This window comes from Plantibacter sp. MDV22-iso1 (genome assembly GCF_058408345.1).
Map to the genome: position 1 here is coordinate 322,509 of NZ_JBZVDY010000002.1, position 24,057 is coordinate 346,565.

Genomic DNA, 24,057 nt, shown 5'->3' on the forward strand with positions numbered 1-24,057 from the left:
GCCCACACGACCTGCATGCCGCCCACGCTCAACCCGCCAGGTAGGTGAGGAGGTCGTGCCGCGTGATGACGCCGATCGGCTTGCCGCCGTCGGTGACGAGGAACGCCGGGGCGGAACCGAGCGCCGCGCGCGCCGCCGGGATGGACTCACCGAGGCCGATGAGCGGCAGCGGGTCGCCGACGAACGCGCTCGCGGCGTCGTTCATCTTGGCCGCGCCGCTGAAGACGGCGTCCATGAGGCTCGCCTCGTCGATCGCACCGACGACCTCGCCCATCACCACGGGCGGCTCGGCGCTCAGCACCGGGAGCTGGGAGACGCCGTACTCGGTCATGATGTCGACGACGTCGCGGACGGTGTCGCTCGGGTGCACGTGCACGAGGTCCGGCATCTCCGAGCCCTTGCCGCGGAGGATGTCGCCCACGGTGCGGTCGTCGGCGACCTCGCTGAAGCCGTAGGACTGCAGCCAGGAGTCGTTGAAGATCTTGCCGAGGTAGCCACGCCCGCCGTCGGGCAGGAGGACGACGACCACGGCCGACGCCGGGAGGTCGCGCGCCGCGACGAGAGCGGCCTGGACCGCCATGCCGCTGGAGCCGCCCACGAGCAGTCCCTCCTCGCGGGCGAGGCGACGTGTCATCGCGAACGACTCGGCGTCGGTGACGGCGATGATCTCGTCGGGGATGGACGGGTCGTAGGCGGTCGGCCAGAAGTCCTCGCCGACGCCCTCGACGAGGTACGGGCGACCGGTGCCGCCGGAGTAGACCGAGCCCTCCGGGTCTGCACCGATGATGCGCACGCCGCCCTCGGAGACCTCCTTGAGGTACTTGCCCGTGCCGGAGATGGTGCCTCCGGTGCCGACGCCCGCGACGAAGTGGGTGATCTCGCCCTCGGTGTCGCGCCAGATCTCGGGACCGGTCGACTCGTAGTGGCTGCGCGGCCCGTTCGGGTTCGCGTACTGGTTGGGCTTGAACGCCCCCGGGATCTCGGCGGTGAGGCGGTCGGACACGCTGTAGTAGGAGTCGGGGCTGTCGGGAGCGACGGAGGTGGGCGTGACGACGATCTCCGCACCGTAGGCGGTGAGCACGTTCCGCTTGTCCTCGCCGACCTTGTCGGGCAGGACGAACACGCAGCGGTACCCGCGCTGCTGGGCGACGAGGGCGAGGCCGACGCCGGTGTTGCCGGAGGTGGGCTCGACGATCGTGCCGCCCGGCTTGAGGTCGCCCGACGCCTCGGCGGCGTCGATGATACGCGTCGCGATGCGGTCCTTCGAGGAGCCGCCCGGGTTGAGGTACTCCACCTTGACGAGCACGGTGGCCGCGATGCCCTCGGTGACCCGGTTGAGCTTGACGAGGGGCGTGTTCCCGATGAGATCGAGGACGGAGTCTGCGTAGTTCATGTCTGCAATCTGTTCCTGTGGTGCGTCACCGCACGACTCTCGCGTGCGTCACCGGATGGCTGGGGCGGCTGAGGCGGCATCCCGGCAGGGACGGTTCAGCGGGGACAGCAGGAACACGACAGGCGGAGACGCATGCAGACCACCCTACCCGGCGAGTGCAGTGAACGCAGCCGGATGACGGGGCCGATCCGGCGTCAGTGGATCGCGACGAGTCGCGGCCGCGGACCGAGTGCCGAGACAGCAGAGGACACCAGCCGGACGGCGAGGGTCAGCACCATGAGGACGCCGATGACCGTGAGCACGACCGCGGCGAGCAGCAGCACCGCGAGGAGCGCCGGAAGCCGGCGCAACACGAGCTCGACCGGGCGACGACGGGGTGTCCCGTCCGCCCCGGGTGCCTCCAGGTGGCCTTCGCCCGCCATGGCGGCGACGACGAGTTCGAGCGTGGCACGCGCGCCGGATCCGAGCCGTGCGGTCGAGGTGCGCAGCGCCTGGGACATCACGTGGCCCTTCTCGTCGGATGGATCGGTGTTCGCGGGTGCGAGGACTCGACCGTAGCAGCCGGGTGCCCTGTTCGGGGGTGCCGGAGCCCATTCTGCCAGGCGGGCGTGAACACCCGGTGGCCTGCCGAAGGACGCATGATGGACGCGCACCTGCTCCCTAGACTGGAGCCATGACCGTCTCCGGCCTCTCCGCCGTCTCCCAGGACTACCTCAAGACGATCTGGACGACGTCCGAGTGGGCCGACGAGTCGGCCACCGTCAAGCTGCTCGCGGATCGCATGGGTGTCCGTCCCGCGACCGCTTCCGACGCGGTGAAGCGACTCGCCGCCCAGGGACTCGTCGTGCACGAGCCCTACGGCAGCATCGAGCTCACCCCCGCCGGGCAGGCGCACGCGGTCGCGATGGTGCGGCGGCACCGACTCATCGAGACCTTCCTCGTCGAGATGCTCGGCTACGGCTGGGACGAGGTCCACGACGAGGCGGAGATCCTCGAGCACGCGGCGAGCGACACGATGATCGAGCGCATCGACGCCGCGCTCGGCCACCCGATCCGCGATCCGCACGGCGACCCGATCCCCTCCGCCGACGGCACCCCGCACCGCCCGGACGCGGTCCGGTTGAACGAGGCTCCGTCCGACAGCCCGTTGACGGTGTGCCGCATCTCGGACGCCGACCCGGAGACCCTCCGACACCTGAGCAGCCTCGGCATCGTCCTCGACACCGAACTGAGCGTCGACGACCACCGTGCGTTCGCGGGCGAACTCGAACTCCGGCTCACCGCGACCGGCACGCGCCTCACGCTCGGTCGCCTCGCCGCCGATGCCGTCTGGGTGACGGTCGTCGCCTGATCGCCGGCAGCTCCACTCGCCCGTCTTCGGGCGGATGAACCGCCGGGCGGATCACCCGAAGAAGGTCAGCACGATGAGCGCGACGTTCAGCGAGACGATGAGCGCGACCACGACCCAGGCGAACACCCGGGTGGCGAGCTGGTCGACATGGACCCCCATGATCCGCCGGTCGCCCGTGTAGCGCACGAGCGGGATGAGCGCGAAGGGGATGCCGAGGCTGAGGAACACCTGGCTCAGCACGAGCGCGGTGGTCGGGTCGATGCCCGCCGCCAGGATGGCGAGCGCCGGGATGAGGGTGATCACCCGTCGGGCGAGCAACGGGATGCGCACTTTGAGGAGCCCGCCCATGATCGCCGCTCCCGCGTAGGCGCCCACCGAGGTCGAGGCGAGCCCGGAGGCGAGCAGCCCGATGGCGAAGATCACGCCGATGACGGGCCCGAGCGCAGCGGTGATCGCCGCGTGCGCGCCCTCGATCGAGTCCGTCCCGTCGACACCGCCGAGCGACGCGGCCGCGAGCAGCAGCATCGCGATGTTCACCGCTCCGGCGAGGACGAGCGCCGCCGCGACGTCCCAGCGGGTCGCCACGATGAGCCGACGGATGGCACCGTCACTCGTCTGGACGCCGTGCCGGTCCCTGCTGAGCGAGGAGTGGAGGTAGATCGCATGCGGCATGACCGTCGCACCGAGCATGCTCGCCGCGAGCAGGACCGTCGCCGTGCCCTCGAACCGTGGCACGAGGCCTCCGGCCGCGGCACCCCAGTCGACGGGACTGACGAACAGGCCGGCGAGGAAGCCGACGGCGATGACGGCGAGGAGCGTCAGGATCGCGAACTCGAAGTGCCGCTGGCCGTACCAGTTCTGCACGGCGAGGAGGACGATCGAGAAGACCCCGACGATGACGCCGCCGAGCACGAGCGGGATGCCGAACAGCAGGTGGAGCGCCACGGCACCGCCGATCACCTCGGCGAGGTCAGTCGCGGCGGCGACGAGCTCCGCCTGCACCCAGTAGAGCCGACGCGGCCCGGTTCGCAGTCGTGAGCCGAGCAGCTCGGGCAGACTCTGCCCGGTGACGAGGCCGAGCTTGGCGGAGAGGTACTGGACGAGCACGGCCATCGCGTTCGCGGCGACGAGCACCCATACCAGCAGGTAGCCGTACTGGGCTCCCGCCGTGAGGTTCGCCGCGACGTTCCCGGGATCGACGTAGGCGATCGCCGCCACGAAGGCGGGTCCGAGCAGGAACAGGAGTCGCGGTCCGCGGGGCGCGCGGGTCGCCGGAGCAGCGAGGTCGGTGGTCACGTCGGCCATGTTAGCAACACCGAGCTACATTTGTTAGAGGACTCTAACTCTCGGTTTCACCCGCCGTCTGCTTGGATGAGGCTGAGAATCGACTGCACATCGTCAGGCGCCGGAACGGCCCCCGGAAGCACATCTGGTTCGATAGTTACGCATACAACTTTTCGAGAGGCCCCCGTGACCCCCGCAGCAGATCGCCCCAAGAACACCCCCGTCCCGCCCGCCGTCAAGCAGCAGAGCGTGAAGCAGGAGCGCGAAGCCCAGCGTCAGGCCAAGGTCGCGGCGTTCAAGCAGGCGCAGAAGCGGAAGAACCGCAACCGCCGCATCGGGATCTGGGCCGCTGTCGTCGGCGGCGTCGCCGTCATCGCCGTCCTCATCACGAGTGTCGTCCTCACCCTGCCCAAGAACGCCAGCTACCCCGGCGGCGGCACCGGCACCGGCCAGGACATCGCGGGCGTGCAACTGTTCCAGAACACCTCGGAGCACGTCGAGGGCACGGTCGACTACCCGCAGAACCCGCCGGCAGGTGGTCCGCACAACCAGTACTGGCTGAACTGCGGCGTCTACACCGAGGAGCAGACCAACGAGAACGCGGTCCACTCCCTCGAGCACGGTGCGATCTGGGTCACCTACGACCCGTCCCTCAGCGACGCGGAGCTCACGAAGCTCAAGGAGCTGCTCCCCACCACGTACGTCATCCTGTCGCCGAAGTCCGACCTCCCCTCCCCGATCGTGCTGAGCGGCTGGAACTCCCAGCTGCAGGTCAACAACGCGAGCGACGCGCGCATCGCCGACTTCTTCGAGGAGTTCTGGAAGAGCAACAACGTCCCGGAGCCCGGCGCGGCCTGCACGGGCGCGATCGACGGTCCCGGCAAGGTCTGATCCGTTGACCCCGGCGAGCACCCCCGACGCCCCGGCGACCGGTGAACCGGCCGACGGCGGTGTGACCGACGAGGAACTCGCCGCCTGGGAGGCGCAGGGCTCCCCCGACGGCTCCAGCCGGACCCGCGTCGTCATCGCCGCGATGGCCGTCGTCGCGATCATGGTCGCTGCGGCGATCGGTTTCTCGGTCGGTCGGCTCAGTACACTCGCCGACCCGACACCCACCACGACGAGCGCCGAGGCGGGCTTCTCGCGCGACATGCAGGTGCACCACAACCAGGGTGTCGAGCTCGCCATGCTCATCCGCGACCGGACGGACGCGGTCGACGTGCGCACCCTCGCGTACGACATCGCGACCACCCAGGCGCAGCAGTCCGGGCAGTTGTACGACTGGCTCGTCCAGTGGAACCTGCCGCAGGGCTCACGGCAGCCGGACATGACGTGGATGACGCTCCCCACGCTCTCGGGTGCGAGCGGCCATGCGCACGGCGGCGACTCGGCGACCCCCGGGTCCACCCACACCCCGGGCGATCCGATGCCGGGCCTCGCCACACCCGCCCAGATCGACCAGCTGACGGCGGCGTCCGGGGTCCAGGCCGAGCGGGTGTTCCTGACCCTGATGATCGCCCATCACCGCGGCGCGGTCGAGATGGCCGAGGCGTTGCAGCCGCGGACCACGAACGCGACCGCGCTGGCCTTCACGCGCGCGGTGATCGCGAGCCAGCAGGCGGAGATCGAGCTCATGACCGGCATGCTCGACGACCGGGGCGGACCGGTCGACCTCGCCGGCTGACGCCCCGTCGACCGCCCGGACGACCTGCGGGCTCCGACAAGGGGCTAGCCAGAACACCGACTGACGGCGAAGAATGATCCCGACGCCCGAACGGGCCCGATGAACAGGAGCGACGGATGGCACTGGACGACATCACCAAGAAGGCTCAGGAATTCCTGAACGACAACAAGGTCAAGGACGCCCTGAAGAGCGAGCAGGCCGAGGACATCAGCGACAAGCTCCTCGGCACCGTGGCCGACGCGGCCAAGAAGGTCACCGGCGGCAAGTTCGACGGGCAGATCGACAGCGCTCGCGACGCCGCGGACAAGGCCGTCGGGAACGAGTAGTCCCCGGCTCGAGACGCGTGACGGCCGGGTCCCGACGGGAGCCCGGCCGTTCGCGTCTGCGGCGGTCAGCGGTCGATCGTCACTCCGTGCCGGTCAGCGGCCCTCGACGCCGCCGTCGACGGGGTTGCTCCGGAACCGGTCGAGCGCGATGGCCACGAGTTCCGGGGCGGACAGGTGCGTGTCCTGCATGAGGTCCGAGAGCACTTCTGACGCGCGCCCGCTGAGCGTCAATTGCACGGTCGCGGAGCGGTCCTCATCGACACCGCTCAGCGCGCGACGACGTTCACCGAGGCTGAGGATGGCCGACCGCAGATAGGTGCGGCTGGCGACGGTGTCGATCTCCCATCGGCCGGCGCGGCGGTTCGCGACGACATTGCCACGACGGATGTTGGTCATGAGGGACGCTCGACTCACATGGAGCCGCGCCGCGAGTTCCGCCGTCCGGACCGGACGCGGGAGGTCGTCGATGAAATCCTCGACCAGCGCTTCCCGGAGGAGCTCCCAGGCGACGTCCGGTGGGAGCGGCGCATCGGGCATGCTGCCGCCATCCTGCAGCGGACCCACCCACGCGGTCGTGGGGGCGTCGCGTTCGGTCATCGTCATCGCCCCTCCAAGGTTCCGGCGCTCGAACCTCAAGCATGCTCGGTGCCCGTGGAAAGCGCGTCCCCCAATGCGGGTTGCCCGCGTTCGCGGGGTGCCGGCCCGAAACGACGCACCCCGTCCAGCCAGGGCGGACGGGGCGCGGGCGATCCGGAGACGACTCAGCTGCGGTTCGCGACCGGTCGGGAACCCGCCGGGCGGGTCCCCTCGAACAGGATCCGGTAGCTGAATCCGGCGATCAGCGCGCCGATGATCGGGAACACGATGAACACCCAGACCTGCGCGAGCCAGTCGCCCCCGCCGAAGATGGCGGTCGCGATGGAGCGCGCCGGGTTGATCGAGCCGTTGTCGATCGGGATCGCGATCAACAGGAACAGGGTGAGGGTGCCACCGATGGCGATCGGCGCGAAACCAGCGGCGGCCCGGGTGTGCGTGACGCCCAGGATGACGTACAGGAAGAGGGCGGTGATGACGACCTCGATGACGATCGCCGAGACGAGTCCGAATCCGCCGGGCGAGAGCTCACCGAAGCCGTTCGAGACGAAGCCGCTCGCAACGGCCTTGTCGAGGAATCCTGCCGGGCCGCCGGCCGCGAGGCCGAAGACCGCCAGTGCGCCGAGGAACGCTCCGACGAGCTGCGCGAGGATGAACGTCCACGTCGCACGCCAGGGGAACCGACCGGCGGCGGCCAGCCCGAGCGTCACCGCCGGGTTGAAGTGCCCGCCGGAGACGGGGCCGAACGCGTAGGCGGCGATGGTCACCGAGAGGCCGAGGGCGATCGCCACCCCGAGGAAGCCGACGCCCAGGGGGTTCGACGTCTCTTCGCCGAAGAACGCGGAGAAGGTCGCCGTCCCGACGAGACCGAAGACCAGCAGGAAGGTGCCGGCCAGCTCTGCGAGGAGTTGCGACGCGGTGGTCGGTTCGACGGAGGGTGGGACTTCCGGGGAGGACATCTGGGCTCTTCTCGCTCGAGGTGACGACGTGGACGCGGAGCTCTGGCGAGCACCGCGTCATCAGCAGACTATTGCCCCGCGTCCCACCGGCGACAGCCCCGAGGTCAGCATGGCGCCGACGCTCAGTGCACCTCCAGGTCGTGGAGCGGAACCTGAAGCCGGAAGATGTGCTCGATCGCGAGTTCGGCCCCGACGGCGTCACCGGCGGCGAGGGCGGATCGGAGGTGCGGGTACCCGACGCGCAGATCCGACCAGTCGACCGTCGCCGCGGAGCGCGTGGCCGAGACACGGTAGATCAGTGCGCCGATCACGTCCTTCGTCGCGGAGACGAGGACCGGGTTCTCGCAGTGCTTCAGGAACCGGTCCACGAGCCCCCAGACGCAGCGGCCGTGCGCATCCGCGTCCTCAGCCGCCACGGTCGTCATCGTGTGTTCGACGAAGGCGAGGAGTTCGGCCCGTTGCCCCGCGGTCAAGGTCGGAACGGTGACCCGGACGACGCCGCTGACGAGCGCTCCGAGGGTCTGCAGCACGGCTGTCCGGTCCTCGGCGCGTGGCTGCGCGACACGGGTGTGCCGCTGCGGTGCCGTCTCGACCAGTCCGACGCGTTCGAGTTCCCGGAGTGCTGCGGCGATCTCCTCGCTCGGAGCGTCGAGCCACTCCCGGAGTTCCGCCTCGATGAGCAGCTCGCCCGAGGCGAGCGTCCCGTCGTAGATCGCCGTGCGGATCCGCTCCGTCACGGACTCGCCGGCGGGAGACGGCCGCGACCCGGACGGTCCATCGGGGTTCGGCATCGGTTCCTCGTTCGGCTGGGGACGGCTGCTGGCTACCGGCCGATCGTACCGCGGACGATCCCCGCCTCGGCGAGCGCCGCCTGCGCCTGCCGATGCTTGTTGTCGATGGAGGCGCCGATCTCCTGCGCCAGCCGAGGCTTGCTCCGCACGAGCTGGTCGATGGTGGACAGCGGCATCCGCAGGACCAGGGTCGTCCCGTCGGCGATCGCTGCGGCCATGGCGACCTCCCTCGTGAGCGCCGTCTGACCGATGAAGTCGCCGACGCCGAGTCGTTGGAAGGTGATGAGCCCGTCCGCCGTCGGCACGGCGAGATGGACGCCGCCTTCGACGAGGAACCGCATCGCTCCGGGGATGGTTCCCGCCTGCTGGATGGTCTCCCCCGGCCCGTACCGCTCGAGTGTGCACGTCCGGGCGAGGTCGTCGTAGTCCTCCTCCCGCGCGTGGAGGGTCGGTGCCAAGGCGGCGATGGCACTTCGCAAGCGCTCCGGCGTCGCGATCGGGTCGGAGCCGTCGCCGTCGAGCGCGAGACCACGGCGGCGCGAGGCGTACCAGAGCCAGGCGCGGAACAGGGCGACGGCGGCGTCGGCGGTGGACGGCCCGGACACGGGCAGGGTGACGGAGAATCTGGCGCCTCCGAGGTAGGAGGCGGACACCACGTCCCCCGGCTCGAGCATCGGCAGTCCCGATCCGACCTCGCGGAGCAGCCGGAGCACGTCGTCCGGCGGGTCGTCGGTCGAGAAGGTCACCTCGACGCTCGCGGTGTAGGCACCGACCGGCTGACTGAGGTTCGTGAACGACGCCCCGGCGAGCGAGGAGTTCGGGACGATCTGGATGCCGTTGCCGGTGTCGAGATGGACCGCACGCCAGTTCACCTCCACCACGCGACCGCGGACGCTCCCCGTGTCGAGCCAGTCACCGAGCCGGAACGGCTGCTCGAACAGCAGCAGCAGTCCGGAGATGACCCCGCCGACCGCGTTCTGGAGGGCGAGGCCGATCACGATCGAGGTGACGCCGAGCGCGGTGACCAGGCCGCCGATGTCGGCGCCCCACACCCACGAGAACAGGATGGCGAGTCCGATGAGGATCAGCGCGAGCCGAGCGAGGTCCACGAAGATCGACGGGATGCGGTCACGCCACGAGCCCTCCTCCGCGTTGGCGAAGAGCGCCACGTTGAACGCCGACAGGATGAGCAGGATCACGAGGAACCCGAGGACCGTTCCGACGATCCGGACCCAGATGAGGTCGTCCGCCCGCAGCGAAGCGAACACCAGGAGTGCGAACACCGCGCCGACCGGCACGACGTAGTTCCGCATGAGTCGTACCGGCTTGGCCGCGGCGTTCCCGCGCCGGGTCAGTGCGCCGAGCACCTCGGTGAGGACGATGAGGAGGACCGGGACACCGACCGCGAGCGCGACGGCCCAGGGGAACCACGCCTCCTGCCACACCTGCGTCATGACGTCGTCCCTGCCACGACCTGCCAGACGGCCTGCGGACCCCCGCGCGTCTCCACGGTGCCGGCGGCCTCGAAGGTGACGGTGTCCTGCATGCGGTCACGCACCCGCTGGCTGACGAAGATCCCGGCCCGACCGGAGACCGATTGGACCTGGTTGGCGAGGCTGACCGCGTCACCCCACATGTCGTAGGCGAGACTCGTGCGACCGACGAGGCCACTCGTCACGACACCCGTGTCCACGCCGATCCGGAGCGTCAGGTCGGCCTGGTGTTGCGCGTTGAAGCGTTCGACGATCGTGCGCATCTCCAGCGCGAAGTCGAGGGTCCTGCGGACGTTGTCGACACGGGGCACGATGAGGCCACAGCTCGCGAGGTAGCCCTCCCGCAGCGTCCGCACCTGCTCGATCCCGAGTCGCTCCGCGGCCTCGTCGAAGCTGCGGACGAGGGCGTTGAGCATCGACAGCTCGCGCTCCGGGTCGAGGCCTCGGGTGAGGTCGTCGAACCCGACGAGGTCCGCGAAGATGACCGACACGTCCTGGTGGACCTCGGAGATGGTCTCCTCGCCCTCCTTGTAGCGTTTCGCCACCGTGGCCGGCATGAGCGTCAGCAGGAGCTTCTCGTTCTCGGCGCGCTGCTCGTCGATGAGTTCCTGCTTCACCCGGAGGCTGCGACTCATGTCGTTGAAGGCCGCGCCCAGGTCGCCGAACTCGTCACGCCTGTTTCCCGGTACCTCGACGCTGTAGTCACCGGCGGCCACGCGCCGCACCGCGCCGACGAGGGACCGCACCGGGCGTGCGAACACCTGCGCCAGCAACAGCGAGAGCAACGACACGACGACCACGATCGCCAGCACGGAGATGATGAGGTTGCGCGTGAAGTCGGTGACCGGCGCGAAGGCCTCCGACGCGTCGATCCGCGCGACGAGCACCCACTGGAGCCCGTCGATGTCGAGTGGTGTGTACGCCGTCAGGTTCTCCCCACCGAGGTAACCACGACCGATGAGCGTGCCGGTCTCCCCGGCGAGCGCCCGCTCCACGGACTGGGTGCGGGTCGGCTGGATCTCGATCGTGCCCTTGACGTCGACCGCGCGCTGCGCGTCCTGCGGTGGCGTGCCGGCCGCGACGGACTGCTTGAGATACGCCTTCGGGTCCTCGATGAGCAGTCGGGACGTCGAGCGCATCAGCTGATCGGGTCCGGCGAGGTAGGTCTCGCCGGTCTCGCCCAGGCCGTCCTGCTTCCATTCCCCGCCACTCGTCATGACCGAGTTGATCTGTTCGATGGGCACCTGCAGCGCCAGGACGCCGTCGATGCGGCCATCCTGCCCGACCGGTGAGAAGATCCACTGCGTGGGGACGTTGAGCGAGGGCTGGTACCGCTCGAAGTCGGTGATGCCCGTGTAATCGACCGCGTTGGACCGCAGGGCCTTCGTGAACCCGTCGCCGAGGACGCCACCCTGGTACGGGCCCGTCAGCACGTTGGTCCCGAGGTCCGGTCCCTTGAACGCGCTGTAGACGACGTCACCCTCGTCGTCGATCAGGAGGGCGTCCTCGTAGCCGAACCGGTTGATGATCTCGCGGAAGTAGTCGTTGTAGGCCGCGTTGACGGCCGACCACGTGCTCCCGTCACCGGCGTCGTCGACCGTGATCGCCTGGTCGTAGTCGAGATCGGTGGGCGTGTAGACCGACTGCAGGTAGGTCTGGGCCGGGTTCGTCGGGATGAAGGCCTCTGGATCCGCCGTATCGCCGGTCCGTTCGTTGAGCGCGGGGACGAAGGTGTCCGTGTAGAAACGGTCGACCTCCGCAGCTCGCGCCGGCTCGACCGGCTGCTCCTCGAGCTCCTGGAACGCGTCGTGGTACCGGTTCATCGCATCGACGACGGTCGTGCCGCGGGTGTAGACGACGAGCGAGTCCGCCGTCTGGCGGTAGTAGTTGGTGATCTCGCGGGCACGCGACTCGCGCAACTCGGTCAGCCGCTCGAACGACGCCTGTCGGAGGGATTCGCTGCCGGAGAGGTACCCGACGATGCCGGTCACCACCGACGCCCCCACGCTGACCAGCAGCAGCATCACCAGGAGTTTCGACTGGATGCTGAAGCCGGGGCGGCCGAAGCGACGACGCCCGAGCCTACGGGACCGCGCGACCGAGGACGGCGCTGGAGGGATCGGAGGACCCGTCGTCGAGGCTTCCGCGGGCGGAGTGCCGTCACCTGGCGGAGGCCCGGATGGTGCGTTCACAGCTGCGGTCATCGACGAGTCCCCTACTCGATCCGGCGGTGCGCGGGCGTCCCCCTTCTTCGGGGGTCACGATGGCGCTCACTCTAGCCACACGTGTCACGCGCCCACAATGGCCGGACGGCGGTTCTTCGCTGGCCGGACATTGCCGGACCGGACCGCCGTGCGCGCGGTCGACGTGTCCAGACGACACGTCGCAGCGCCTGCCGTCTCGACTCAGGCGGTGACGGCCTGCTGCGCGTAGAGCGTCGCGTACACGCCGCCGGCGGCGAGCAGCTCCTGGTGGGTGCCACGCTCCACGATGCGCCCGCGATCGAGCACGAAGATGACGTCGGCGTGCACGACGGTCGACAGGCGGTGCGCGATGGACACCGTCGTGCGTCCGCGGGTCGCGTCGTCAAGGGCGACCTGGACGACCCGTTCGGAGATCGTGTCGAGGGCGCTCGTCGCCTCGTCGAGGATGAGCACCTCCGGGTCCTTCAGCAGCACGCGCGCGATGGCGATGCGCTGCTTCTCACCGCCGGACAAGCGGTAGCCGCGTTCCCCGACGAGCGTGTCGTAGCCGTCCTCGAACCGAGCGATCGTCTCGTGGATGTTCGCGGCGCGGCAGGCGGCCTCGAGCTCGTCGAGGGTCGCGTCGGGCTTCGCGTAGCGGAGGTTCTCGGCGATCGTCGCGTGGAAGAGGTAGGTCTCCTGGCTGACGATGCCGATGCGGGAGACGAGGGACTCCTGGGTGACGTCGCGGACGTCGGCGCCCGCCACCATGACCCGGCCGCCCGACACCTCCTGGAAGCGCGGGATGAGGTAGGAGATGGTCGTCTTGCCCGCTCCTGAAGGTCCGACGAACGCGGCGAACTGTCCGGGTTCGATCGTGAAGGAGACCCCGTCGAGGGTGGGGGTCGAGTCGTCCTGGGCGTCGGCGTACCGGAAGGTGACGTCGTCGAAGCGGATCTGCGGTGCGACGCTCGGGAGCGGTGCGGCCCCGGGACGGTCGGCGATCGCGGGCTTGAGGTCGAGGTACTCGAAGATCCGCGCGAAGAGGGCTCCGGAGGTCTGCAGGTCGAGGGCGACCCGCATGACGCCCATGAGCGGGAACAGCAGGCGGGCCTGGATGGTGGTGAAGGCGACGATCGAGCCGGCGGTGACGTCCGCGGCCCCACCGGTGATGAGCCAGCCGGCCACGAGGTAGACGATCGCGGGGATCGACGACAGGAAGATGTTCACCATCGCGAAGAACCACTGTCCGCTCATCGCCTGGCTGACCTGGAGGCGGATCTGGGTGCGGTTCTCGGCGCTGTAGCGCTCGACCTCGGTGTCCTGGCGGTTGAAGCTCTTCGCGAGGAGCACGCCGGAGACGCTCAGGGCCTCCTGCGTGATCGCGGTCATCTCCGACAACGACTCCTGCGTCTTCGTCGCGATCCGCGCCCGGACCTGACCGACGCGGCGCTGCGCGATCACGAGGATCGGCATGAGGATGAGGGCGACGATCGTCAGCTGCCAGTTGAGGATGAGCATGGCGACGAGCGCGGAGATGACCGTCACGGTGTTGCCGAGCACGCTCGAGACGGTGTTGGTGAGGACGTTCGCGACGCCACCGACGTCGTTCTGGAGGCGCGACTGGATGATGCCCGTCTTGGTGCGGGTGAAGAAGCTCAGCTCCATCGCCTGCAATTGCGAGAACAGCTTGATGCGCAGGGCGCCCATGACGCTGTTGCCGACGGTCGCCGTGAGGTAGGTCTGCCAGACGCCGAGCAGCGCCGCGATGATGAACAGCGCCACCATCGCGCCGACGATCTCCGCGAGGGCGACGAGGTTCGGGCTGCCACCGTCGGTCGGGAACAGGCCGACGTCGAACGCCTGCTTGACGAGCAGCGGTGGGAGCACCGCGAGGGCGGCACCGATGACGACGAGCACCATCGTGAGGATGATCTTGGCGCGGAACGGCACGAACAGCGCGACGATGCGCTTGCCGAGGTTCGGGATCCTCGGCGCCTCGGCGTTGAGCGCCTTCTGCGCCGCCGTGTCGCCACCGCTGACGCGGCTGCCCGCGCGGGGCCCGCCGCCCCCGGGTGCACCGCCGCGTGGCCCGCCCCGTCCGCCGTGCATGCTCATCCCGCCACCCTATCCCCGCCCGCCGTCCTCCCCGCCCCTGTCCCCGTCCCGCGGTTCACAACTCAGGAGCGGCTCGGCGTTTCGCCTCCGTTCGTGTGCCTGCTGGCCGACACGCCGCCCCCGATCCTGAGTTGTGAACCGCCACGAGCATGCTCCACAACCGGTCGAACCGGTCACCAGTGCACATCGGCGCTGGCGGGCGTCGTCGCGACCGATGCGGCACGAGGACGCTGGAGCGATGATCGGACTCGCGACCGCCGTAGAGCACCTGGGACAGGTGGCGACTCGGCGTGAACTGATCGACCACGGTTTCACGGGGCGACAACTGACATTCGCGGTGGCGACAGGACTCCTCGTCCGACCACGCCGTGGCTGGTACGCGGCACCCGCCGCAGATCCCGCCTTGATCCGGGCCGTCCGGGTGGGCGGGCGACTGGGCTGCGTTTCAGCCGCGGAGCGTTACGGCTGGGCCGTTGCTCGGAGGGGTGAGGTGCATGTGAGCCTCGCCGAGAACGCCTCACGACTCCGCCATCCCGATGACCGGACGACCTACCCCCGTGGCGAGGAGTTCCGCGACCTGCAAGGTCTCGTTCTGCACTGGCACTCGCCCCTCTCCAGAGATGACCGACCGAAGCTCCTGACCTCGCCATACGAGACCACCCTGCAGATCGCAGCCTGCCAGCATCCCGACCTCGCCGTCGCCGCATTCGACTCCTTCATCAACGTCGATCCACGCGGCGCAGTGCATCTCGAGGACTGGCTGCGGGAACTCCCCCGCCGGTTCTTCGACGCCCTCCCCCGGCGAGAGAGCGGCTGCCACAGCTTCCTCGAGACCATCGGCCGGATCCGCCTCGAGCGTGCGGGCATCCGCGGAGTCCATCAGGTACTCATCGATGGGGTAGGGCGGGTCGACCTCGTCCTGGCGGGACGGATCGTGATCGAGTGGGACGGACGTGAGTTCCACGACACGCCAGATGCTCACGAGCACGACCGCTGGCGGGACGCGATGCTGGCGATCCGCGGGTACCGCGTCCTCCGATTCACCTACCGGATGGTCATGGACGACTGGTACGCCGTCGAAGGAGCCATTCGTTCGGCTCTCGCCGAATCGTGACCTCGACTGGTCGTTCGATGTGCCGTTGCTCTCGGTCCACAACTCAGGATGTCCACGGAGTGTCGCGCCGAGAACCCGGTCAGTCGGGCGGGGCACGCCGAGGCTCTCCTGAATTGTGAACACTGCCGTCGAACTCCCACATCGGTCTCCTTGTTCACAATTCAGGACGGATTCGGCGAGCCTGACTGAGTCTCCCGGCGGCAGGTCCGACACGCCGAGGCTCACCTGAACTGTGAACCAGACCAGACGACCCGCAGACGCACGGACGCCCCGGGAGCATGAGCTCCCGGGGCGTTCGCGCACCGACGACGCTGTCGATCGGAGGATCGAACCGCGTGTCGGGTCAGCCCTTCGTCGAACCGGCCAGGAGCCCGCGGACGAAGTAGCGCTGCAGGGCGAAGAACACCACGAGCGGGACGAGGATCGAGATGAACGCGCCGGCCGTGAGCAGGTGCCACTCGTTGCCACGCGTACCGGTGATCTCCGCCAGCAGCTTCGTGATCGGTGCGACCTCGCCGTCCGCGAAGATGAGCGCGACCAGAAGGTCGTTCCACACCCACAGGAACTGGAAGATCGCGAACGACGCGATGGCGGGCATGGTCAGCGGCAGCACGATCCGGAAGAAGATCTGACCGTGACCGGCACCGTCCACGCGTGCCGCTTCGATGACCTCGGCGGGGATCTCCGCGACGAAGTTGTGCAGCAGGAAGATCGCCAGCGGCAGCGCGAACATGGTGTGCGCGATCCACACCTGGGCGAAGGTGCCGCTCGCGTCCAGTCCCTCGCCGACCTGCAGGCCGAAGATGTTCAGGCCGCGGGAGAAGGTCGACAGCAGTGGCACGAGCGCCATCTGGATCGGCACCACCTGCAGCGCGAACACGAGGATGAACAGGAAGTTCTTGCCGCGGAAGTCGATCCACGCGAACGCGTACGCCGCGAGGCTCGCCACCACCAGCGGGATCAGGGTCGCCGGGACCGCGATGGCGATCGAGTTGACCCACGAGCCCGCGAGGTTGAGCGTCGAGTTGCCGGCCTGCAGCACCTGCACGTAGTTGTCGATGGTGACCTGGAAGTCGGAGAAGATCGTCCACCAACCGGTGGTCTTCACCTGCTGCTCAGGTCGGAACGAGGAGACGAACAGACCGAAGGTCGGGACCGTCCACAGCACCGCGATGATGACGGCCGCGATGGTCGCCCCGCGGCTGGTGAGCCGCTTCTTCGTCCGTCGGCTCGCGGCCTCGATGCCGCGTTCCCCTTGGGCGAGCTGTTCCTTGGTGGATTCGTCGATCGGTAGTTCGATCGGCTGCACAGCACTCATCGGATCTCCCTCTGCTTCTTGATCTGCCGTGCGTTGTAGATGACGATCGGCAGCACGAGGACGAACAGGACCACGGCGAACGCCGCACTCCGGCCGTTCTCGAAGTTCTTGAACTGGGTGTACATCTCGTTCGCGATGACCGAGGTGCCGTTGTTGCCGGCGGTCATCGTACGGACGATGTCGAAGACCTTCAGCGAGGCGATCGAGATCGTCGTGACGACCACGACGAGCGAGGAGCGGATGCCGGGGACGATGACATTGATGAAGCGCTGCCAGGCGTTGGTGCCGTCGAGCTCGGCGGCCTCGATCTGCTCGGTGGGGACCCCCTTGATCGCGGCGGACAGGACGACCATCGCGAATCCGGTCTGCACCCAGATGAGCACGACGATGAGGAACAGCGTGTTCCACGGCTCGTTCTGCAGCCACTGCACCGGAGTGCCGCCGAACCACACGACGATCTGGTTGAGCAGACCGATCTGGGTCGCGTCGGCCTCGCGGTAGGCGTAGATGAACCGCCAGATGATCGACGCACCGACGAAGGAGATCGCCATCGGCATGAAGACGAGGATCTTGAAGTACTTCTCACCGCGGGACTTGTCGATGAACACGGCGTAGGCGAGTCCGAAGGCCGTCGACAGCGCCGGGACGAGCAGCACCCAGATGATCGTGTTGATCACGGTGCGGATCGCGCTCGGCTGCGTGAACAGCCAGATGAAGTTGTTCAGGCCGACGAAGTTCTTGCCGGACGCCGACATGAACGCGGCGATCGTCGTGTTGATCGACGGCAGGATCAGGCCGATCAGCAGCAGCAGGAACGCCGGTGCGAGGAAGCCGACGAGCTGGACGAGGTACCCGACGCCCTTCTTCGAGCGGTAGTCGAGGAGGAAGAGCACGCCGCCGAGGACGGCGGCGACGGCCGCGGCCCAGAGGAACGAGCCGAAGAAGAGGACGACGACGACGGGCACCAGGACGCAGAACGCCAGACGGATGACCGTGTACAGGGTGCCCTTGCGTGGCGCGATGTCCACGAAGAAGAGGAGGAGGGCCACCACCGCGCCGAAGGCGATGACGACGATCGGGATCTGGGCGAGCGGAGGCAGTCCGCCCAACCAGTTGAGGAAACCTGACATAGCTGGCCTTTCGAGTACGGCGTTGGACCCTGAGTGAACCCTAGGGGGTTCCACTGCCGAGGCGGAAGCGCCGGAGGGTGGTGATCACCCTCCGGCGCTCCCGCTCACGAGCAGCAGTTCCGGATATCGATTACTCGCTGGAGGGCCAGCCGGCTTCGATGTCCTTGAGGACCTGGTCGGTCTCGTCGCCGTTGATCCAGTTCACGAGGCCCTTCCAGAAGGTTCCGGCGCCGACGGCACCGGGCATCAGGTCGGAGGCGTCGAAGCGGAACGTGGTCTTCTCGTCCTGCAGGATCTCGATCGCCTGGCTGAGGATCGGGGTCGAGGCGTTCGCCGGGTCGAGGCCGTTGTTGGCGGAGATGACGCCGCCGAGCTTGACCCGCTTGTTCGCCCACTCAGGGCTCGAGAGGTACTCCTGGACCTTGACGGTGCTCTCGTCGTCGCTGAACGCGCCGACGATCTCGCCACCACCGGTGACAGCGGTCTCGCCCTCCTTGATGCCGGGGGTCACGAAGGCCCACACGTCACCGTCGGGGGCGACGGTCGCGCCGGCGTCCTCGAGGAAGCCGGAGAAGAACGATGCCTGGTGGTGGAGGGCGCAGGCGCCGGAGGCGAGCGCCGGAGCGACGTCACCGAACTCGGTCGAGTTGATCGAGGACACGTCGCCGAAGCTCGCGTTCACGTACTCCGGGTTCTTGAGGATCTCGCCGACCGAGTCGAACGCTTCCTTGATCTTCGGGTCGGTGAACTTGACCTTGTTGGCCACCCAGTCGTCGTAGACGTCCGGGCCCTGCTGGCGCAGGACGAGGTCTTCGATCCAGTCGGTGCCGGGCCAGCCCGAGGCGTCGCCGGAGCCGAAGCCGGCGCACCACGGTGCGGAACCCGTCTTCTCCTGGATGGTCTTGGTCAGCGTGAGCAGCTCGTCCCAGGTCTTCGGGACCTCGACGCCCCACTCCTTGAACTTGGCCGGCTGGTACCAGACGAGGCCCTTGACGCTCGCCATGAGCGGAGCGCCGTAGACGGTGTCGTTGACGGTGCCGTAGGCGGCCCAGTCCTTCGACCAGTACTTCTCGATGTTCGCCTTGACGCTGTCGGGCGCGGGCTTCAGGTAGTCGCGCTTGGCGAGGTCGGCCAGGAGGCCGGGCTGCGGGAAGATCGCCAGGTCGGGCGGGTTACCACCCTGGGCGCGGATGCCGATCTGCGACTCGAACTCCTTGGAGGACTCGTACTTGATCGTGATGCCGCTCTCCTTCTCGAAGTCGGCCCAGCTCTCCTCGAGCAGCTTCGCCTCGGTGTCGGCGATCGTCCCGTAGATGGTGACGGTCTTGTCGTCGTCGCCACCGCCGCTGCTGCCCGATCCGCCTGAACAAGCGGTGAGCGCGACGCCCGCGACGGCCAGGACGGCCAGCGGCAGGGCCGTCCGGCGGGTCCGAATGAAACTCATCTGTGTCCTCCTCATTGAGTGCTGCAGGTTCGAACGTCTCCAGGGTCGAGCCGTTCCGATGATGCACTGGTGCGGAATCGGTCCGGATGCGGAACCGTTTCCATGCGCCAAAGTACTTCACCCGGCGACAGGATGCAAGCACGAGAACATAACGAAATAGACAGTGAGAGCGCTCCCACCGAAATCACGAGGCCGGGCGGACCATTCGTGCTCCAGTTGTTATGGATCAGTTCCAGTCGGCAGTTCCAGGTCTGTTCCAGATTCGCTATGGTGGTGCTACCCAACGGAGGGAGTCGGCATGAGTGGTGCCATCAGCGATGTCGCGGCCCTCGCCGGCGTCTCGAAAGCGACGGCCTCGCGAGCGCTCACCGGGCGCGGATACGTGTCGGCCGAGACCCGGGAACGGGTCGTGCAGGCCGCGGCCACGATCGGGTACGTCGCCTCGCCCATCGCCGCGAGTCTGTCCACCGGACGCACGCTGGCCATCGGCGTCCTCACCTCGTTCCTCAACCGCTGGTACTTCGGGGAGGTCCTGGAAGGCGCCGAGGGCGCCCTCCGTGCGCGGGGCTACGACCTGACGCTCCACCATCTGCCGCCCGACTCCCCGGAGCGCGATCGCATCTTCGACGCCTACCTGACGAACAAGCGCTTCGACGGCATGATCTCGATCGGGATCGAGGCCTCGCAGGACGAGATCGCACGCCTGCTCGCCAATCCCCGTCCACTGGTGTCGATCGGCGGCAACATCCGTGGCGGTCACTCCATCAACATCGACGACCAGGCACTCGGCCGTGAGGCGACGGAACATCTCATCACCCTCGGGCACACGCGCATCGCCCACATCACCGGGCACGACGCGGAACTGCAGACGGACACCGTGCACGGGAGGCGCCTGGCGGGCTACCTCGCGGCGATGGAGGATGCCGGACTCACCTCAGCCGTGCACGTCCTGCCCGCCGTCCATTCGTTACCGGGCGGGTACGAGGCCGCGGCGCAGTTGCTGCGGGACGCGAGGATCCGGCCGACGGCGGTGTTCGCCTCGACGGACGAGGTGGCGATCGGCATCATCATCGCGGCACGTCGCCTCGGGATAACCGTTCCGGCGGAGCTGTCGGTCATCGGGATCGACGGGCACTCCTATGCGGAGATGTTCGCGCTCACCACCTTCGAGCAGGAGCCCCGCGCGCAGGGACGGCATGCCGTCGAGATCCTCCTCCAGGACCTGGAGGACGAGCAGCGCGCGCAGGCTCCGGACTCCGGGGACCCGGGCACAACGGTCTCCGAGGTGCGCTGGCCGACCCGCCTGGTGATCCGACAGACCACGACGCGCCCCGAGCCCGCGGACTAGACGACCCGGCTGCGGTCCCAGCGCGGTGCGCTGGCACGAGCGCGCCCCACCGACGTGAGCGCGGGCCCCCGGAGGGTCGCGCTCGCGTCGGTGGGGCGCGGTGACCGGTCGGATCAGCTCGCGTCGGCTGCGGTGATCGCGATGGCCTCGTCGAGCTCACTCTCCACCGGGCCGTCGACCCGGGCGAGGTGCTTGCGTCCGAGGACCACGATGAGGACCGCGACGATGAGCGAGCCGGCGGCCACATAGTAGGGCGCGGCGGGCGAGATGAGCTTCGCGATCTCCGCGGCGGCCGGTGGCGCGATGGCCCCACCGAGGAACCGGACCGACGAGTAGGCCGAGGATGCGACGTTGCTCGGCAGGTCCGTCGCCTCCATGACCGCCTCGGTCAGCACCGTGTTCATGACGCCGAGCAGCAGCCCACCGACGACAATGCAGACGATGAGGCCGACGGTGGACTGCACGAGGAGTCCGGCCGCGACGAGGTCGATTGCCAGCAACGGCAGGACGAGCTTGATCACGGAGGTGCGACGCATCCGGGCCGTGAGCAGCGGTGCGACGAACACGCTCGTGATCGCCAGCGCGACACCCCACCCGAAGAAGGTGAACCCGAGACCCATCGCATCGAGGCCGAGAGGGAACGGCGAGTACGCGAGGAGCGTGAAGAAGCCGATGTTGTAGAACAGTGCGGCTGCCGCGAGGATGCCCAGCGACGGGATCGCCAGCGCCTTGAACGGCGCGGACAGCTTGAGCGGCGCGGGCTTGGGGCCTTCGGTCTTCAGCAGGGTGACGATCGCGATGAACCCGACGGCCATGAGCGTCGCGGTGCCGAAGAACGGCCACTTCCAGCCGATGCCACCGAGGAGCCCCCCGAGCAGCGGACCGATCGCGATGCCGAGCCCGAGGGCGGCCTCGTACAGGATGATCGCGTTGGCGCGTCCGCCCGCTGCGGCTCCGACGATGGTGGCGAGTGCCGTCGAGATGAAGAGCGCGTTGCCGAGGCCCCAGCCGGCCCGGAAGCCGATGACGGCACCGACGGAGTCGGAGAGGCCCGCGAGGAGCGCGAACAGGACGACGAGCGCGAGTCCGATGAGGAGCGTGCGCTTGGCACCGATCCGGCTCGACAGCCAGCTCGTGAACAGCATCGCCACGCCGGTGACGAGCAGGTAGCTCGTGAAGAGCATCTCGGCCTGGGTCGGCGTCGCCTGGAGGTCTTCGGCGATCGCGGGCAGGATCGGGTCGACGAGGCCGATGCCCATGAAGGCGATGACGCTCGCGAAGGCGACCGCCCAGACGGCCTTCGGCTGGTGCAGGATGCCGCCGAGGCCGGCACTGTGGCCTGCGGCGTGGCCGTGGCTCGACGCTGTGGGGGTGGGCGTGGAGGACGTGTGTGCGCTGGTGTCGGCGCTCATGCCGTCAGCTCCGAGGCGACCTCGACGGCCACGCGGGCCTGGATGATCTCGACGGTCCTGGCGATCGCGGCGAGGTCGTCGTCCTCGAGGTCGGTGAAGGCCGGCTCCAGGGCGTCGGTGAGCTCGTCGCGCCAGGCGAGGAGGGCGGCCGTCCCCTTTGGGGCGATGGCGATGAGCCACGCGCGGTGGTCGTCGACGTCGGCGATCCGCTTGATCCAGTCGCGCTCGTCGAGGCTCTGCACGAGCTTGGTCATCGTGGGTTGGGACACCCGACTCTGGCGGGCCAGTTCGCCGACCCGGACGGGGCCGACCGTGGTGAGCACGGAGAGCGTGCGCCAGACGGCGGGCGATTCGGAGGATCCGGTGGCCTGGGCGGCAAGGCGGGTGAGCCGGTGCGATGCCGTGATGAGGTCGCCGAGGATGGTGTGCAGGGGTGAATGCGTACGGTTCTCGGTCATGATGTGACCAGTATACATAGCCTGGCTATGCACTTACACCTGCAGTCCGATGATCACAATTCAGGAGGCTCCCGGCGCGTCGGCACCGGGAGCCTCCCGCAGGGCGGGACTCGCCCAGGCGGTCCTGAATTGTGAACCGGGTCAGCGCATCCAGGTGGTGAAGGACTGGCTGACCCGTGGATCGGGCGGGTGGGCGTCGCTCGCCCGTTCCGACTCGGTGAAAGCGGATGCGAGCTGGGCTCGGATCCAGGTGATGGTTGCACGCCAGCGTGCATGGGTGTTCATGGTGGTGGGTTCTCCCGATTCGGGCACCGCACCGACAGCCCCCACTCACCGGGAGCGGAACGACGACGCGGATGCCTGCGTGAACCGTCGACGAACGTCGTCGACGGGGTGCAGAGCATCCGCGTGCATGGAGGGGCGCGACGAATCGCAGGCCCCCCGGTTAACCGACGGAGGGCACCGCTCCCGAACGAATCGGGGGCGATGCCCTCCGATCACGGATGTCTCTGCCGAGTGCACACAGCACTCGTCTCAGGAAGATCCGCGATCGTCAGCGGCGACCGACCGGAGTCGGTCGCCAGCCCAGTGGTTGTCCCCCGCAGGGGACCGACTACTTGAGCGTGACGGTGGCGCCGGCAGCCTCGAGGGCTTCCTTCGCCTTGTCAGCGGCTTCCTTGTTGGCGCCTTCGAGGACGGCAGCCGGAGCGCCGTCGACGAGAGCCTTGGCCTCGCCGAGGCCGAGCGAGGTGAGCTCGCGGACCGTCTTGATGACCTGGATCTTCTTGTCGCCAGCAGCCTCGAGGATGACGTCGAAGTCGGACTTCTCCTCGACCTCTTCAGCAGCAGCGCCGCCGGCAGCAGCCGGGCCGGCAACGGCGACGGGAGCAGCAGCGGTGACCTCGAAGGTCTCCTCGAACAGCTTGACGAACTCGCTGAGCTCGATGAGCGTGAGCTCCTTGAACGCGTTGATCAGTTCTTCGTTTGACAGCTTTGCCATGATTGTTCTCCTTGTTTCATGCCCTGCAACCGCATCACGCGGCGCACAGGTACGGGGTTGATGGTTCGCGGAACCGAATTACTCGGCCGCGGACTCCTGCTTCTCGCGCAGCGCCTCGACCGTGCGAACGGCCTTCGAGAGCGGTGCGTTGAAGAGGTAGGCAGCTCCGAACAGCGAGGCCTTGACGGCGCCGGCGAGCTTCGCCAGCAGCACTTCACGGGACTCGAGGTCGGCGAGCTTGCGCACCTCGTCAGCGGTCAGCGGGTTACCGTCGAAGTAACCGCCCTTGACCACGAGGAGAGGGTTTGCCTTGGCGAAGTCACGAAGAGCCTTCGCGACGGTGACCGGGTCACCGTGCACGAATGCGATCGCGGACGGACCGGCGAGCTCGTCGTCGAACGACGAGATGCCGGCGTTGTTCGCCGCGATCTTGGTCAGCGTGTTCTTCACCACGGCGTAGGTTGCGTCCGCACTGATGCTCTTGCGCAGGGTCTTGAGCTGAGCAACAGTGAGGCCGCGGTACTCGGTCAGCAGAACGGCGGTCGAGCTCTGGAACTTCTCCGTGAGTTCGGCAACCGAGGCTTCCTTGTTCGCCATGGCCACTCCTTTTCGAATCTTGAATGCATGCAGCGGAGGCCGCACACACCAACCGCCGGA

23 protein-coding genes are annotated in these 24,057 nt (G+C 68.4%); 6 read left to right on the forward strand and 17 right to left on the reverse strand.

Features of this window, described 5'->3' with window-relative positions:
• Window positions 1-28: 28 nt before the first annotated feature.
• Window positions 29-1,393 (reverse strand): cystathionine beta-synthase, encoded by a 1,365-nt coding sequence (locus tag AC4PMY_RS12100; RefSeq protein WP_064295706.1) that lies wholly within the window; start codon window positions 1,391-1,393, stop codon window positions 29-31.
• A gap of 194 nt (window positions 1,394-1,587) precedes the next feature.
• The gene (locus AC4PMY_RS12105) at window positions 1,588-1,896 is read right to left on the reverse strand and encodes a hypothetical protein (RefSeq protein WP_491622844.1); all 309 of its coding nucleotides are present in this window, start codon (window positions 1,894-1,896) and stop codon (window positions 1,588-1,590) included.
• Between the two features lie 170 nt (window positions 1,897-2,066).
• On the opposite strand from AC4PMY_RS12105, the gene AC4PMY_RS12110 reads away from it, so the two are divergent.
• Complete coding sequence (locus AC4PMY_RS12110; RefSeq protein ID WP_064295704.1) at window positions 2,067-2,744, forward strand: metal-dependent transcriptional regulator; 678 nt, start codon at window positions 2,067-2,069, stop codon at window positions 2,742-2,744.
• 51 nt (window positions 2,745-2,795) lie between these two features.
• On the opposite strand, the gene AC4PMY_RS12115 is transcribed toward AC4PMY_RS12110, so the two are convergent.
• A complete protein-coding gene (locus AC4PMY_RS12115) occupies window positions 2,796-4,049 on the reverse strand; it encodes an Nramp family divalent metal transporter (RefSeq protein ID WP_175117364.1) in 1,254 nt (417 codons plus the stop codon).
• Window positions 4,050-4,214: 165 nt separating this feature from the next.
• Here AC4PMY_RS12115 and AC4PMY_RS12120 point away from each other — a divergent pair, with 165 nt between their 5' ends.
• The 3 genes from AC4PMY_RS12120 to AC4PMY_RS12130 all read left to right on the forward strand — a co-directional run bounded on the left by AC4PMY_RS12120 (window position 4,215) and on the right by AC4PMY_RS12130 (window position 6,038).
• Window positions 4,215-4,919 (forward strand): thioredoxin-like domain-containing protein, encoded by a 705-nt coding sequence (locus AC4PMY_RS12120; RefSeq protein WP_071258792.1) that lies wholly within the window; start codon window positions 4,215-4,217, stop codon window positions 4,917-4,919.
• A 4-nt stretch (window positions 4,920-4,923) separates the two neighbouring features.
• Window positions 4,924-5,712, forward strand: coding sequence for a DUF305 domain-containing protein (locus tag AC4PMY_RS12125; RefSeq protein WP_314139274.1), 789 nt, complete (start codon window positions 4,924-4,926; stop codon window positions 5,710-5,712).
• Window positions 5,713-5,828: 116 nt separating this feature from the next.
• A complete protein-coding gene (locus AC4PMY_RS12130) occupies window positions 5,829-6,038 on the forward strand; it encodes an antitoxin (protein WP_064295701.1) in 210 nt (69 codons plus the stop codon).
• 93 nt (window positions 6,039-6,131) lie between these two features.
• Here AC4PMY_RS12130 and AC4PMY_RS12135 read toward each other — a convergent pair whose 3' ends face one another.
• The 6 genes from AC4PMY_RS12135 to AC4PMY_RS12160 all read right to left on the reverse strand — a co-directional run bounded on the left by AC4PMY_RS12135 (window position 6,132) and on the right by AC4PMY_RS12160 (window position 14,170).
• A complete protein-coding gene (locus AC4PMY_RS12135) occupies window positions 6,132-6,641 on the reverse strand; it encodes a hypothetical protein (protein WP_314139275.1) in 510 nt (169 codons plus the stop codon).
• Window positions 6,642-6,799: 158 nt separating this feature from the next.
• Entirely contained in the window at window positions 6,800-7,591 is a 792-nt protein-coding gene (locus AC4PMY_RS12140) for an aquaporin (protein WP_121289094.1), read from the reverse strand.
• Between the two features lie 122 nt (window positions 7,592-7,713).
• Window positions 7,714-8,382 (reverse strand): GntR family transcriptional regulator, encoded by a 669-nt coding sequence (locus AC4PMY_RS12145; RefSeq protein ID WP_194603750.1) that lies wholly within the window; start codon window positions 8,380-8,382, stop codon window positions 7,714-7,716.
• 32 nt (window positions 8,383-8,414) lie between these two features.
• Entirely contained in the window at window positions 8,415-9,836 is a 1,422-nt protein-coding gene (locus tag AC4PMY_RS12150; protein WP_491622845.1) for a mechanosensitive ion channel domain-containing protein, read from the reverse strand.
• Complete coding sequence (locus tag AC4PMY_RS12155) at window positions 9,833-11,899, reverse strand: adenylate/guanylate cyclase domain-containing protein (RefSeq protein WP_491622846.1); 2,067 nt, start codon at window positions 11,897-11,899, stop codon at window positions 9,833-9,835. Before AC4PMY_RS12155 ends, AC4PMY_RS12150 begins: the two co-directional genes overlap by 4 nt.
• 381 nt (window positions 11,900-12,280) lie before the next feature.
• Complete coding sequence (locus AC4PMY_RS12160) at window positions 12,281-14,170, reverse strand: ABC transporter ATP-binding protein (RefSeq protein ID WP_491623089.1); 1,890 nt, start codon at window positions 14,168-14,170, stop codon at window positions 12,281-12,283.
• 496 nt (window positions 14,171-14,666) lie between these two features.
• Here AC4PMY_RS12160 and AC4PMY_RS12165 point away from each other — a divergent pair, with 496 nt between their 5' ends.
• Window positions 14,667-15,290, forward strand: a complete 624-nt coding sequence (locus tag AC4PMY_RS12165; RefSeq protein ID WP_491622847.1) for an endonuclease domain-containing protein — start codon at window positions 14,667-14,669, stop codon at window positions 15,288-15,290.
• Window positions 15,291-15,633: 343 nt separating this feature from the next.
• On the opposite strand, the gene AC4PMY_RS12170 is transcribed toward AC4PMY_RS12165, so the two are convergent.
• The 3 genes from AC4PMY_RS12170 to AC4PMY_RS12180 all read right to left on the reverse strand — a co-directional run bounded on the left by AC4PMY_RS12170 (window position 15,634) and on the right by AC4PMY_RS12180 (window position 19,182).
• Entirely contained in the window at window positions 15,634-16,608 is a 975-nt protein-coding gene (locus AC4PMY_RS12170; protein WP_064294528.1) for a carbohydrate ABC transporter permease, read from the reverse strand.
• Window positions 16,605-17,738 (reverse strand): carbohydrate ABC transporter permease, encoded by a 1,134-nt coding sequence (locus AC4PMY_RS12175; RefSeq protein ID WP_064294529.1) that lies wholly within the window; start codon window positions 17,736-17,738, stop codon window positions 16,605-16,607. The genes AC4PMY_RS12170 and AC4PMY_RS12175 overlap by 4 nt, the downstream gene beginning before the upstream one ends.
• 130 nt (window positions 17,739-17,868) lie before the next feature.
• Entirely contained in the window at window positions 17,869-19,182 is a 1,314-nt protein-coding gene (locus AC4PMY_RS12180; protein ID WP_064294530.1) for an ABC transporter substrate-binding protein, read from the reverse strand.
• A gap of 298 nt (window positions 19,183-19,480) precedes the next feature.
• Here AC4PMY_RS12180 and AC4PMY_RS12185 point away from each other — a divergent pair, with 298 nt between their 5' ends.
• On the forward strand, window positions 19,481-20,530 hold the full coding sequence (locus tag AC4PMY_RS12185) for a LacI family DNA-binding transcriptional regulator (protein ID WP_064294531.1): 1,050 nt from the start codon (window positions 19,481-19,483) through the stop codon (window positions 20,528-20,530).
• Window positions 20,531-20,643: 113 nt separating this feature from the next.
• On the opposite strand, the gene AC4PMY_RS12190 is transcribed toward AC4PMY_RS12185, so the two are convergent.
• The 5 genes from AC4PMY_RS12190 to rplJ all read right to left on the reverse strand — a co-directional run bounded on the left by AC4PMY_RS12190 (window position 20,644) and on the right by rplJ (window position 23,997).
• Window positions 20,644-21,942: an MFS transporter gene (locus tag AC4PMY_RS12190; RefSeq protein ID WP_491622848.1), complete on the reverse strand. Its 1,299-nt coding sequence runs from the start codon at window positions 21,940-21,942 to the stop codon at window positions 20,644-20,646.
• On the reverse strand, window positions 21,939-22,400 hold the full coding sequence (locus AC4PMY_RS12195; protein WP_064294532.1) for a MarR family winged helix-turn-helix transcriptional regulator: 462 nt from the start codon (window positions 22,398-22,400) through the stop codon (window positions 21,939-21,941). The genes AC4PMY_RS12190 and AC4PMY_RS12195 overlap by 4 nt, the downstream gene beginning before the upstream one ends.
• Window positions 22,401-22,541: 141 nt before the next feature.
• Window positions 22,542-22,685, reverse strand: a complete 144-nt coding sequence (locus tag AC4PMY_RS12200) for a hypothetical protein (protein WP_153303516.1) — start codon at window positions 22,683-22,685, stop codon at window positions 22,542-22,544.
• Window positions 22,686-23,013: 328 nt separating this feature from the next.
• Window positions 23,014-23,400: a 50S ribosomal protein L7/L12 gene (rplL, locus tag AC4PMY_RS12205; RefSeq protein WP_064294533.1), complete on the reverse strand. Its 387-nt coding sequence runs from the start codon at window positions 23,398-23,400 to the stop codon at window positions 23,014-23,016.
• Between the two features lie 78 nt (window positions 23,401-23,478).
• The gene (gene rplJ, locus AC4PMY_RS12210) at window positions 23,479-23,997 is read right to left on the reverse strand and encodes a 50S ribosomal protein L10 (RefSeq protein ID WP_064294534.1); all 519 of its coding nucleotides are present in this window, start codon (window positions 23,995-23,997) and stop codon (window positions 23,479-23,481) included.
• Window positions 23,998-24,057: the final 60 nt, after the last annotated feature.